Genomic DNA, 12,298 nt, shown 5'->3' with positions numbered 1-12,298 from the left:
CCATGCCTTATTGTTTTGCATCAACGCTACGCTTTACGTGAAACGTGTTCGGCTGCGGCGCGGTTGGCTTTTGCCACGGAATCAGCCAGCGTTTTACCCTGCAAAAGTGACGTACACAGCATGCCCATAAAGCAGTCGCCTGCGCCGTGCGTACTGATCAGTTCGACTTTTTCGGCGGGCATGGACTGGCTGCGTTCACCGGTTTCGCACCAGGCGACGCCGTGTTCGCCTGCCGTGACGACCACAGCCGGATAATGCTCGCCGAGCCATTCGGCAGCGGCGCGGGCGTCGGATAACGTATTCACTGCAATTCCGCTCAGGTCGCGGGCTTCGACGCCGTTGACCACCAGCAAGCTGACGGCGGATTGCAGCGCGCTGCACATCGCGCGCGCCGGGGCGGCGTTCAGGCACACGCGGATGCCGCGCTGTTTTGCCGCTTCTGCTGCCGCCAGATTGACCGCTTCCGGCACTTCGTTTTGCAGTAGCAACATCTCAACCTGTTGCCAGACAGCGTCGTGGCTAAATTGCGCGGCGTCCACCCGGTTATTGGCGTTGGAAACAACGACCGCGCCGTAATCCCCTTCTGCGTCCATCAGCGCCACGCTCATGCCCGACGGCACGCCAGTACTGACGGCCACTAACTCCGTATTCACGCCGTTATCTTCGAGCACGGAACGCAGGAAATCGCCCTGCGTATCTGCGCCAACAGCACCGGCAAAGCTGACCTGCGCGCCCGCTATTGCGGCGGACACCGCCTGATTGCCACCTTTACCGCCAAATTTGTACGAACAACCGCTGCCCATCACCGTTTCGCCTTTTTCAGGGCGGTGGTGCGCGTGGATCACGATGTCGTAATGAAGGCTGCCCGTGACTAAAATTTTACCCATTCTAGTATTCCCGAAGGTCCTGAACCGCCTGCTGGGTTTTCATCAGGTTTTTCTCCGCTGTCTTCAAATCCTTCTGCGCAATCGCCACAAATAAGGCATCCAGAATATTTAACTGGGCGATGCGGGCAGCAGCGTTTTCCCCGAGCAAGTGCGATCCCTGAGAGGTTGAATTGAGAACCACATGCGCATTGCGCGCAATAGGCGACTCGGCGTAATTGGTGATCGCGATAACTTTGGCGCCGTTGCGCGCCGCCAGTTTAATCGGGTCATTCACCGCACGGGTGGCGCCGGAATGGCTGATAGCGACCACCGCATCATCGTCCGACAAGACTGCTGCTGACATCAGCATAATATGGGCATCATCGTAGACCGTCGTTTTGATCCCGATTTTCAGGAGCTTATGCGATAAATCTCTGGCGACGGCGGCAGAACCCCCGACGGCATATAAATCGATGTGCCTGGCTTTAAAAAGAATGTCAGCGGCGCGGTTAAATTCCGACACATCGACAATAGATAATGTTTCTTCTATTGCCTGAATAGATGTGCGAAATACCTTTTCAAGTAATTGCTCCGACGAGTCTCCCGGCTCAATTTCCGCATGTAAATTTGCCACTTCAGAATAGTTGTAATAAATCAAACTGCTTCTGAAATCTCTAAATCCTGAGAAATTCAATTTCTTCGTCAATTTAACAATCATCGCCTCAGAAACATTATTTTCCTGCGCAATTTCTTTTAAAGAAGTTTGCTCAGAAAAATCAGTTTTAGACGTAATTGCGTCGACAACTTTTCTTTCCAGTGGCGTCAGATGTGGCAATTTCATACGAATTTGAGCGCCTATGGCTCGCGGATCCTGATTCATTACTTGCCTCGTGTCGCCCGGTCAATCAACATCGCTATGATAATAATAAGGCCAGTGGCAAGCAATTGATAAAACGCCTGAATATTCAGAAGCGTCAGGCCATTTCGTAATGAACCCAAAATAACCGCGCCAATCAGCGTACCGATGACACTGCCTTTGCCGCCCATCAGCGAAGCCCCGCCAATGGCCGCCGCGGCAATCGCATCCAGCTCCCATAAATTCCCCATCGTCGGCTCGGCAGCGCCCAGCCGACCAATCAGAATCAGTGAGGCCAGAGACGCCAGTACGCCGGAAATCACAAACACCGTAACTTTGGTTCTTTTGACCGGCACACCGGCGACGCGCGCGGCTTCTTCGTTACCGCCGACGGCCAGAATGTATTCGCCCAACGGCGTTTTATTCATGACCACCCACAGGATTGCCGCGATGGCGATAACAATCATAATCGGCGCCGGAACCCCGAATACCGTGCTATTGATGACCGTGCGAAACTCCATCGGGATACCGAAGATCGGGTTACCGTTGGTGAAAATCAGCGCCAGCGCGCGGAACAGCGACAGGCCGCCGAGGGTGACGATAAACGGCTGCAAACCGGCATAGGCGACTAACATTCCGCTGAAAACGCCGCACAGCGCGCCGACGCCCAGCGTCGCCATAATCGCCAGCGGAACCGGCACGCCCGCCACCATCAGCGTCGCGCCGAGTACCGCAGATAGCGCCGCCGTTGGCCCGACGGACAAGTCGATGCCGCCGGAAATAATCACCAGGGTCATCCCCAGCGCAATAATTCCGTTAATCGATGACTGCTGCAAAATATTCAGCAGGTTCGGCAGCGTGAAAAATACCGGCGAAAGAAAAGAGAACGTGATCACAATAATCAGTAAACCAATCAGCGTACCGGCATCGCGAACATTGAATTTAAATAATGCCAGAGGGAAAGTTTTTGGCTGAACATTACCTTGAGTCGTCATAATAATGGCCTTAAAAATCGGTAGGTGTCGGAGCGTATCGTTAAATTCAGACGGCTTTTTTCACATCATTAATGGCATAACGCGCGATATTTTCTTCGGTGATATCGTCGCCGTTAAGTTCTTTCGTAATTTGCCCTTCACGCATCACCAGAACCCGATCTGAGATACGAATGATTTCCGGCATTTCAGAAGAAACCACCACAATGGCTTTTCCCTGCTGCGCGAGTTTTTCAATCAGATTATAAATTTCAGACTTGGCACCGATATCAATTCCACGGGTCGGTTCGTCAAAAAGAAACACCTTATTATCGGCGGCCACCCAGCGGCCAATAATCACTTTTTGCTGATTCCCGCCGCTCAGCGTACCAATGGTTTTTTCGATATTGAGCGGACGTAACCGCAAATCCGTCATCACATCCAGCGCAGTCTGGTTCAGCTGACTTTTTTTGAGCAGACCAAAGCGGGTAAAGCGCGCCATCGACGGCAGGGCCATGTTCATTTTGACGGCGCGCTCTTTAATGATGCCTTCTTTTTTACGGTCTTCCGGCACCAGGCCAATCCCGGCGCGAATGGCGGAACTGACGTTATGTTTTTTTACCGTGACACCTTCCACTTCAATGTTGCCGCCGGTTTTGGCATCGATACCGGCGATCAATTTCAGCAACTCGGTGCGCCCGGATCCCACCAGCCCGGCAATACCCAGCACTTCGCCGGCTTTCACGCTGAACGTGGCGTTACGCACGGCTTTATCGCGGCTCAAATCTTCCACGCTCAGCACGATGCGTTCGGTGGCATATGAATGGTGCTGCACTTTTTCGATTTTGCGGCCAACCATTTTGGTCACGATCGTTTCTTCGGTTTCGTCGCAGATATTCACCACGCCGACCTGCTTGCCATCGCGCAAAATCGTGGCGCGGTCGCAGACTTTGAAGATTTCATTCATTTTGTGCGAGACGTAAATCAGCGAGACATTCATCGATTTCAGATCAGAAATCAGTTCAGCCAGGCGTTCAAATTCCGTCGGCGTCAGGCTCGACGTCGGTTCATCCATCGCTATAATTTTGGCTTCATCGAGCAGCGCACGGGCGATCTCGACGATCTGCTGCTGCGAGACTTTCAGGTTTTTGATCGGCTCATCCGGGTTAATGCTCGGATCCAGACGGCGCAGGATCGCCACCGCACGTTTGTACTGCGCCTTTCTGTCAACAAACAGCCCTTTCATTTTGGTCAGAGGCCGCCCGAGAAACATATTCTGGGCGACGGAGAGTTCAGGGACGTGCTGCAACTCCTGATGAATCATTGCGATACCGGCATGACGCGCAGACAGCGGGTTTTTCATCTGAATCACCTGCCCTTCCACCAGGATCTCGCCGGAATCGGCGCCCCGGACGCCTGACAGGATATTGAGCAACGTCGATTTTCCGGCGCCGTTTTCACCAATCAGCGCGTGGACTTCGCCCGGCCTGACGGAGAAATCAACCGCCTGAACCGCTGCCACGCCGCTGTAGCTTTTGCTGATGCCGCGCATCGTCAAACAATACTGTTCCATAAACTCTCCTCGCCCTGTTCTCTGACGCCAGACTTATTGCTGCTGTGCCAGCAACTGGCGAATCTTCGCGTTATCTTTGGTGGAGAATGCGTCGGCGTTGTCTTGGGTGATTAGTGCCTGCGGAGTGGACACCACGCGGGAAATTTTCTGGCCATTAATCAGGCGGACAACCACTTCCATCGCCACTTCGCCGGTCAACACAGGGAAGCTGTCAACCGTACCGGTCAGCTCGCCGCGTTTGATTGACGCGTACGCATCGGAAATCCCGTCGGTGCCAAAGACAGCAACCTGTTTCGATTTTCCGGCAGCCGCAACGGCTTCCACCACGCCCAGCGCCATGCCGTCGTTGTTGGCGTAGAAGCCAATCAGATCAGGATGTTGCTGTAAAATTGTCGCTGCGGCGTTGTACGCATTTTCGCGGCTCCAGTTGGCAGGAACGCTGGCGACCACGGTGAATTTCCCGCTGGCCTGAATCGTTTCTTTAAAGCCTTTGGTGCGCTGCGTTGCCGCATACACGCCCGGCTGGCCTTCAATGACCGCGACCTTGCCGCCTTCAGGGTGTTTTTTGATGAACCAGCCCGCCACGCGAACGCCGTTATCTTTTTGCACGTTGCCAACGTAATACGCCGCATTTGGCATCACGGCGTCATTGACGTTCACCACGGCAATGTTTTTGCTTTTGGCGGATTCATACGCCGGTTGCAGGTTGGCGTCGGTTTGCGGGGAGACCAGCAGGCCATTGAACCCTTGTGAAATCAGCGTTTCGGCGATAGACAGCTGGCCGAGCTGGTCGTCTTCATTGGCGGCGGCCTGATATTCCACGGTGAAGCCGTGCTTATCGGCAAAGTTTTTATAGCCCTGGCCGAGGGAACGCCAGTACTCGTTGGTCAGCGTTTTCGATACGCCGCCGATTTTCAGCGATTTATCGATAGCCGGTAACGGGCCATATTTGACGGTCAATTGTGTCCAGTCGGTGCGATCCGGTTCTGTGTCGGATTGCAGGGGCGGTAAATCCGCCGCATAAAGGCTGGAGCAAAACAGTGTAGAGGTGAGTACAGACAGTAAGAGTTTTTTCATCATCTGGCCTTCGGATTGTTATTTTTATGGTTATCACAGCGACTCGCGCTGTGGCGGTCGCTTTTATTATTGCGCCAGCATCACGTCGTTCACGATTTGCTGAGAGGCGACGGCATCCTGCCTGCTGATGGCTTCATTCAGCGCCGGGTTGTTTTCGAGTTTTTCGCACAGTTTCAGTAAACGGATCACGGTCGCGATATTGGTTTCCGCTTCGCGAACCGGATCCAGGCCGCTGGCGTCCGGGAACGTATCGAAGTAATACGCGCCTTTATAGCCGTCACGTTTCATTTGCAGCAGGAATTCCAGCGTGGCGCGCGGGTTCACGGAGCCGACCATCAGGCCGTCGTCGCGTTTGCCCCAGCCGTCGTTGAGATCCAGCCCGAGCAGGCGTGAACGGCGCGCTACCATCGCTGCGGCAAACGCCGGGACTTCATTGGCAAACAGCACATGCGCGAAATCCAGCGTGATCCCTAAATTCTTGCAACCGGCTTCTTCCACCGCCAGCAGGCAGGTGGTGGCGTTCGGGAAGATGCTGTACGCGCGCGGTTCGTTGGGTTTGTATTCAATGCTGACGTCGAGGTCCGGCGCATATTCCGCCACTTCGCGCACTGCGCTGACCGCGTCTTCCCACATTTTTTTGTAGTCAGCCTGGAAGCAATAATCGAAACCGTCCTGGCCCATCCACAGCGTCATGATGCTGGCACCAAATTCACGCCCGGCGTCGATGCCGCGTTTGGTTAACTCAATCGCCTGACGACGAATTTTTGGATCCGGGTTGGTGAATGCACCGATTTTAAATTCCGGAGCATCCCAGCGCATTTGCATCCCGTTGACCGCCAGCCCGACTTCTTCGATTTTCTGACGCATGGATTTAACGTCATCAGTCATGTGCTGAGGATAATTCAGGTCCAGATGTGTCAATCCTTTAACCGTAGCTGCACGTTCGATCATTTGCAGCACTGAAGGTTTGCCTTTCAGTTCCGGCCAGTAAAGATAAGCCCCCGAGGCAAACGAGTTCAGACGTGTGGCAAATTTAAGTTCTGACATGGGGTGTCCTTTGTAAACTGATTCGTAATGTACTTTCCTTCTTCACGATATTACGTGAAGTAGTGCATTACTATCACCCGACGAAAAAACCCGCAAGATCCCTTGCAGGTTTTGTGATCAGATTTGAGAGGAGTTTCACGAAATTCCGGTAAAGCGTGGTGGGAATAGTGAGTTGGAGGCTGATGACGATAAATTTCACGCAGAAATAAAAAAGGGCGCTATTTCTTCCCTATAAACCTCCGTTTTTCTGTGACACATCTCAAGTTTTTCGCTTTTCTGCCGTTATCTAAATCTTAAGATTCCTTCCAGGGAAACGCCCATGTTAAAGACCATCCGTTCGCGCATTATTACAGCCTGCATCGCCATTGTGGCCTGCTCGCTGGTGATCAATACCTTCCTCAGTTACACCGTTGCAGATAAATACAACAGTCAGGCGACAGATACCACGCTGAACGCCCTGACCTCCAGCCACACGCAAGGGATCAGCGATTGGGTCAGTTCAAAAACAGGGATGATTGTTTCACTTCAGCCAGTTGCGTTAACGGAAGATCCGATTCCGGTACTTAAACAAATTGCCAGCGCGGGCGGGTTTACCAACGTCTACGTCGGTTATGCGAATAAAACCGCGAAATTCTCCGATCCGACCGGCGTGCCGTCCGACTACGATCCGACGGGCCGTCCGTGGTACAAGCAGGCAGCCGAAGCCGGGCATCCGGTCGCCACGCCGCCGTATATTGATGCCGGCACCGGTAAGTTAGTGGTCACATTCGCCGTACCCGTGATGGACGGCGGTACATTGAAAGCCATTGTCGCCGGTGATGTCTCGATGGACAGCGTAGTGAATAACGTCAATACCATCCATCCGACGCCCGGCAGTTTCGGCATGCTGGTGGATAAGTCCGGTGTCATCATCGCGCACCCGGACGATAAGCTGGCCCTGAAACCGTTCAGTTCGTTGGCGGAAGGTGTGAATTTGCAGGATTTATTCGCAGCGAAAACGCCGGTGGATATTCAGCTTAATGGCGCAACAAAGCGCGTTCGGGCCCTGCCGGTCGCGGGCACCGAATGGTACACGCTTGTGTTGCAGGACAAGAGCGAGTCAACGGCGGGTATGCGTTCGTTGCTGACCTCTTCGGTGATTACGCTGATTGTGATCGTGCTGATTTCAGCCGCCGTTGTCGGCCTGATCATCACAAAATCCTTCCACCGCCTGTCTGTGGTTCGCGATACGCTCAACGCTATCAGCTCCGGCGAAGACGATCTGACCCAACGTTTACCGACCGACGGCCACGACGAAGTCACGCAAATTGCCCGTGCGTTCAACACGTTCGTGGATAAACTCAGCAAGGTGATGTCCGAAATCCGCACCACCAGCGAATCCGTCAAAATTGCTGCCGATGAAATTGCCGCAGGAAATAACGATTTGTCAGGCCGTACTGAATCCGCTGCTGCCAGCCTGCAACAAACAGCCGCGTCGCTGGAGCAGATCACCGCGACGGTTTCGCAGTCCGCCAGCTCCGCTAAACAGGCCAGCGCGACGGCAAAATCCGCCTCAGAAGCCGCCACACGCGGCGACGAAGTGGTGACGAAAGTCATTACGACGATGGAAACGATTGAAAGCGCATCGTCAAAAATCGGTGATATCACCGGCGTCATTGACGGCATTGCGTTCCAGACCAACATTCTGGCGCTGAACGCCGCGGTGGAAGCCGCGCGTGCCGGTGAACAGGGCCGCGGGTTTGCCGTGGTTGCCAGTGAAGTGCGCAGTCTGGCGCAGCGCAGCGCCCAGGCGGCAAAAGAGATCAAAGTGCTGATTGAATCGACGGTGAGCAGCGTGGCATCGGGTTCCGCGCAGGTGCGTCTGGCCAGCGACAGCATGAGTGAAATCGTCAGTAACGTGTCGAACGTCAGCAGCGTGATGATGGAAATCACTCACGCGTCCGAAGAGCAGATGCTGAGTATTCATGAAATCAACAAGGCGATTACTCAGCTGGATGGCATGGTGCAGCAAAATGCGGCGATGGTTCAGGAATCTACCGGCGCAGCGTCAGCCTTACAGGAACAGGCCACCGGGCTGGCGCTTGCGGTCGGGCATTTCCGGGTCTGATGAAGTCACCTGAGTAAGATGTTAATAACAGCGCCCGGATTTTATCCTCCGGGCGTTTTTGCTTTATTTTTCCCCCTTCACACGTGATTTTTACCGACCTCAGTTTTTTGCAATGTCTGTTTTATGCTAGGATTTTGATAAGAATATATAAAAACAGCTGTCACCTCTGAGGAATAATGAATGAAGTATCCTGTTGATTTTCGATGGACTCAAAAACACGAGGATTATTGCTTACGCCATAAGATCCATCTTAAATTTCCTGAGATAGTGAAAGGGATATATAAAAAGAGAAACATATTTCTTTTTAAAAAAGGGGAGAAAATAAAATTCACCTCAGATGTTTGGGTCGAAGAATATGCCTCAATGCCGCGAAAAAGTTTCTGCTCAATGGGCGCATATTCTTACGCGTGCAGTAAATTACCCAACAACCTCAAAATCGGCAGGTTTTGCAGCCTGGCGGCCGGGGTACGGATTATGGGGCCGCAACATCCTATCCACCGGTTCACGACCAGCCCCCTGACATACCATGATTTTTTCCCGAAAGTAGCGCAGGAACAATTTGGTGAAATAATGAACATTGCCGGGTTCGACTATATGCCGGCGCCGACATTATTAGGCCATGACGTCTGGGTTGGGGAACACGCCGTATTAAAAGGCGGCATCACCATCGGAAATGGCGCAGTTATTGCGGCCAATGCCGTTGTCACCAGTGATGTGCCGCCTTACGCCATCGTCGGCGGAATTCCGGCTAAGATCATTAAATATCGCTTTGCACCGGATATTATTGACCGGCTACAGGCGACTGAGTGGTGGGAATATAAAATTACGGATCTGCCAGATGTCACCCATTCGGATGACATTTTTTATTTTCTCCAACAGATGGAAGAAAAAATAGCCCGTGGCGAAATAAGAAAACATCAATATAACGTGGTTAATATCACGCAAGAGTTAGCAAAAATATAAGAATATCCACGCCGGCGCAAAGCACCTCAGGGGTGTGGCCGGCGCGGTTCATGACTTTCCTGTTTTCGCTGCAAAACTGGCCGACAGCCGGTCCAGCAAAATCGCCATCAGCACCACCACAATTCCGCTTTGTAACCCGAGCCCAATATCCAGCTGCTGAATGCTGCTGAGAATATCATTCCCCAGACCACCGGCTCCGACCATCGAGGCGATAATCACCATCGACATTGCCATCATAATCGTCTGGTTCACGCCCGCCATAATTGCCGGTTGCGCGGCAGGCAGCTGCACTTTCCACAGCAACTGCCACGGCGTACAGCCGAACGCCAGCCCGGCTTCAATACGCGCCTGGCTCACCTGGCGGATCCCCAGATCCGTGAGGCGCACCACCGGCGGCATGGAAAATAAGATGGTGGCAAAAATGCCCGGCGGACGCCCGAGGCCAAACAAAATGGTCGCGGGGATCAGATAAACAAACGCGGGCATGGTCTGCATGAAGTCCATCAGGGTGCGCACCACGCTGCCGACGGTGGTGCGGCGTGCGCTCCAGATCCCCAGCGGAATGCCAAACAGCAGGCTGAAAAATGTCGAAGAAAGCGTCAGCGCCAGCGTGATGGACGCGTGATCGCTGTAGCCGCTGTAAACGATGTAAAGCGTGGCGAGCAGCGCAAACAGCGCGAAACCTTTGCCGATACGCCAGAAGCCAATCGCGACGGCCAGAAACACCAGCCCCCACGGCGAGAGCCAGCCGGTCAGGGTTTCCAGCCCACCGGCAACGGCGTCGATGCCTGCCGAAAGGCCATCAAAAAAACCGCCGGCATGCACCAGCAGCGCGTGAATGGCGCTGTCGATCTGACGGCTAAAATCTAAGGGGTAAGCCATAGCGTTCTCTGTTTAAAAGACTTAAAGCGGCGACTGCCAGACATCGGCGTAAGATTCGGCCAGTTGCCAGCGCGAGGTATCCACGCCGGAGAAAAAGTGCCGGACATAAGGCGACGCCGGAGCGTTAATGATGTTTTCCGGCGTACCGACCTGCACCAGTTTGCCCTCCTCCATAATCGCAATGCGCGTCCCCAGACGCAGCGCTTCTTCCATATCGTGTGTAACGAAAACCACCGTGCGCTGCTGTTCTGCCTGAAGCGCCAGCAGCAATGACTGCATGTCGCGCCGGATAATCGGATCCAGCGCCGAGAACGCTTCATCCATCAGCAGCACCGCAGGGTTCACCACCAGCGCCCGCGCCAGCCCGACGCGCTGCTGCATGCCGCCGGAAAGCTGATGCGGATACTGCACGGCAACGTGCGCCAGCCCGACTTTTTCCAGCATCGCGTACGCCCGTTTGTGCCGTTCGTCACGACTGACGCCCGACACTTCCAGCCCGAACGCCACGTTATCGAGCACGGTGCGTTCGTCAAACAGCGCAAACGACTGAAAAACCATGCCAATCTGGCTGCGGCGTAGTTCAATCATTTCGCGGGCATTCAGGCTGCCCAGCGCCTGCCCCTGAAACAGGACATCGCCGGAACCCGGCTGAATGAGAAAATTGAGCGTGCGCAGCAGTGTCGATTTCCCCGAGCCGGAAAGCCCGACAATAACAAAGATCTCACCGGCTGTTATTTGCAAACTAATATCGTCCAGCGCATTGACCGGGGGTTTATTTTCCTCGCGGGAAAACAGTTTCTTTCCGGTAGCGGAAGAATAACTTTTAAAAACACGACGTAACTCGATGATGGATTGCGTCATAATGGTTTCGCACTCTGTTAATTATCCTGACACGCTAACTCAAAATAATAAAATAAGTGATGTCTTTTGGAATTCTATATAGAGTTATTTCGCATTAGCTTATGACTATTTGTGAAATACACTCTATTTCTGCCGGGAAACGGGGCCGGAATGATGATGAAAATTCCATGCTTCATTCAGCAGCCAGCGGGTGACTTTTTCCTGCTGTACGGACGCCGGTTTACTGCCGGAAGAGATGAGATAATAGCCCCGTTCCGTGCGGACTTCCGGTCCGCAAACGAACAGCTGACGGCTCTCCAGCAACGCCGAAATCAACGGCCGCCAGCCGAGCGCAATCCCCTGTCCTTCGACCGCGGCCTGGATCACCAGCGAGTACGCATTAAAGGTGCGCGATCCGGCGTGATGTTGCGCGGACAATCCCTGCGAACGAAACCAGTCTTCCCATGTCAGCCAGCGCTGTGGCCGGGTTTCCGGCAGTTTCAGCAGCGGGAAATGCATCAGTTTTTCCGGCAACGGATCATCGCCAAGTTTATCCATAACCACCTGATTACAAACAGGAATAACATCCTCGGGAAACAGCTTTTGCGCATGCGTTCCCGGCCAGCTACCGTTGCCGAAATAGATCGCCAGATGGGCGTTGTTATCGCGAAAATTATAGTCATTTGGCGAGGTCGATACCTGCACTTCAACGCCAGGAATCAGCGCCTGAATCGCGTTCATCCGCGGCATCAGCCAGTAGGTGGCGAAGCCCATATCGGTGTCAATCCGCAGCGTACTGCGCTGATATCGCGTGCGTTCTATCTGCTCGCTGATGTCGCTCAAGCTGGCGCGGACAATCTGGTAAAGCGCACTGCCGGATTCGGTCAGTTGCACGCCCCGGTGACGCCGTTCAAACAGCGGTCCGTTGAGCAGATTTTCCAGCATCTGAATACGCTGACTGACCGCCGGTTGCGAAAGTCCGAGTTCATTTCCCGCCGCGGTAAAATTACCGTGTCGCGCGGCGGCTTCAAATACCACTAAAACTTGTAACGGAGGTAATTCTAATTTACCTGCCATAAACCCACCTTATGCCATGATAATTTAATAACCTCTTCA

11 protein-coding genes are annotated in these 12,298 nt (G+C 53.5%); 2 read left to right on the top strand and 9 right to left on the bottom strand.

The genetic code is table 11. The annotated features are described in order from the left end of the window. Positions 1-26: 26 nt before the first annotated feature. The 6 genes from ACLBVC_RS19415 to ACLBVC_RS19390 form a co-directional block, all read right to left on the bottom strand. Positions 27-887: a ribokinase gene (locus tag ACLBVC_RS19415; protein WP_410150987.1), complete on the bottom strand. Its 861-nt coding sequence runs from the start codon at positions 885-887 to the stop codon at positions 27-29. Between the two features lies 1 nt (position 888). Continuing rightward, positions 889-1,746, bottom strand: coding sequence for a MurR/RpiR family transcriptional regulator (locus tag ACLBVC_RS19410; RefSeq protein WP_410150986.1), 858 nt, complete (start codon positions 1,744-1,746; stop codon positions 889-891). After that, a complete protein-coding gene (locus ACLBVC_RS19405; RefSeq protein ID WP_410150985.1) occupies positions 1,746-2,717 on the bottom strand; it encodes an ABC transporter permease in 972 nt (323 codons plus the stop codon). The genes ACLBVC_RS19410 and ACLBVC_RS19405 overlap by 1 nt, the downstream gene beginning before the upstream one ends. A gap of 46 nt (positions 2,718-2,763) precedes the next feature. Then, on the bottom strand, positions 2,764-4,266 hold the full coding sequence (locus ACLBVC_RS19400; RefSeq protein WP_410150984.1) for a sugar ABC transporter ATP-binding protein: 1,503 nt from the start codon (positions 4,264-4,266) through the stop codon (positions 2,764-2,766). 33 nt (positions 4,267-4,299) lie between these two features. Next, entirely contained in the window at positions 4,300-5,343 is a 1,044-nt protein-coding gene (locus ACLBVC_RS19395) for a sugar ABC transporter substrate-binding protein (RefSeq protein ID WP_410151060.1), read from the bottom strand. A 66-nt stretch (positions 5,344-5,409) separates the two neighbouring features. Beyond that, on the bottom strand, positions 5,410-6,390 hold the full coding sequence (locus ACLBVC_RS19390; protein WP_410150983.1) for a TIM barrel protein: 981 nt from the start codon (positions 6,388-6,390) through the stop codon (positions 5,410-5,412). Positions 6,391-6,709: 319 nt separating this feature from the next. Here ACLBVC_RS19390 and ACLBVC_RS19385 point away from each other — a divergent pair, with 319 nt between their 5' ends. Both ACLBVC_RS19385 and ACLBVC_RS19380 read left to right on the top strand, forming a co-directional pair. Beyond that, entirely contained in the window at positions 6,710-8,497 is a 1,788-nt protein-coding gene (locus ACLBVC_RS19385; RefSeq protein ID WP_410150982.1) for a methyl-accepting chemotaxis protein, read from the top strand. A gap of 180 nt (positions 8,498-8,677) precedes the next feature. Further along, the gene (locus ACLBVC_RS19380) at positions 8,678-9,460 is read left to right on the top strand and encodes a CatB-related O-acetyltransferase (protein ID WP_410150981.1); all 783 of its coding nucleotides are present in this window, start codon (positions 8,678-8,680) and stop codon (positions 9,458-9,460) included. 48 nt (positions 9,461-9,508) lie between these two features. Here ACLBVC_RS19380 and ACLBVC_RS19375 read toward each other — a convergent pair whose 3' ends face one another. From ACLBVC_RS19375 to ACLBVC_RS19365, 3 genes are all read right to left on the bottom strand, one after another. Beyond that, complete coding sequence (locus tag ACLBVC_RS19375) at positions 9,509-10,342, bottom strand: ABC transporter permease (protein WP_410150980.1); 834 nt, start codon at positions 10,340-10,342, stop codon at positions 9,509-9,511. Between the two features lie 21 nt (positions 10,343-10,363). After that, the gene (locus tag ACLBVC_RS19370; protein ID WP_410150979.1) at positions 10,364-11,203 is read right to left on the bottom strand and encodes an ATP-binding cassette domain-containing protein; all 840 of its coding nucleotides are present in this window, start codon (positions 11,201-11,203) and stop codon (positions 10,364-10,366) included. A 123-nt stretch (positions 11,204-11,326) separates the two neighbouring features. Beyond that, positions 11,327-12,259 carry a LysR substrate-binding domain-containing protein gene (locus ACLBVC_RS19365; protein ID WP_410150978.1) on the bottom strand — a complete coding sequence of 311 codons (933 nt, stop codon included), beginning with the start codon at positions 12,257-12,259 and terminating at the stop codon, positions 11,327-11,329. Between the last annotated feature and the right edge of the window lie 39 nt (positions 12,260-12,298).

The sequence above is a fragment of the Rahnella selenatireducens genome, from assembly GCF_046449555.1.
Classification (GTDB): Bacteria; Pseudomonadota; Gammaproteobacteria; order Enterobacterales; family Enterobacteriaceae; genus Rahnella; species Rahnella selenatireducens.
Note: the sequence above shows the minus strand (reverse complement) of the source record. Positions and strands in the feature narration are given on the sequence as shown.

Coding starts and splice junctions, on each gene's coding strand:
- ACLBVC_RS19415 (WP_410150987.1), bottom strand. CDS start 887: ATGGGTAAAATTTTAGTCACGGGCAGCCTTCATTACGACATCGTGATC.
- ACLBVC_RS19410 (WP_410150986.1), bottom strand. CDS start 1,746: ATGAATCAGGATCCGCGAGCCATAGGCGCTCAAATTCGTATGAAATTG.
- ACLBVC_RS19405 (WP_410150985.1), bottom strand. CDS start 2,717: ATGACGACTCAAGGTAATGTTCAGCCAAAAACTTTCCCTCTGGCATTA.
- ACLBVC_RS19400 (WP_410150984.1), bottom strand. CDS start 4,266: ATGGAACAGTATTGTTTGACGATGCGCGGCATCAGCAAAAGCTACAGC.
- ACLBVC_RS19395 (WP_410151060.1), bottom strand. CDS start 5,343: ATGAAAAAACTCTTACTGTCTGTACTCACCTCTACACTGTTTTGCTCC.
- ACLBVC_RS19390 (WP_410150983.1), bottom strand. CDS start 6,390: ATGTCAGAACTTAAATTTGCCACACGTCTGAACTCGTTTGCCTCGGGG.
- ACLBVC_RS19385 (WP_410150982.1), top strand. CDS start 6,710: ATGTTAAAGACCATCCGTTCGCGCATTATTACAGCCTGCATCGCCATT.
- ACLBVC_RS19380 (WP_410150981.1), top strand. CDS start 8,678: ATGAAGTATCCTGTTGATTTTCGATGGACTCAAAAACACGAGGATTAT.
- ACLBVC_RS19375 (WP_410150980.1), bottom strand. CDS start 10,342: ATGGCTTACCCCTTAGATTTTAGCCGTCAGATCGACAGCGCCATTCAC.
- ACLBVC_RS19370 (WP_410150979.1), bottom strand. CDS start 11,203: ATGACGCAATCCATCATCGAGTTACGTCGTGTTTTTAAAAGTTATTCT.
- ACLBVC_RS19365 (WP_410150978.1), bottom strand. CDS start 12,259: ATGGCAGGTAAATTAGAATTACCTCCGTTACAAGTTTTAGTGGTATTT.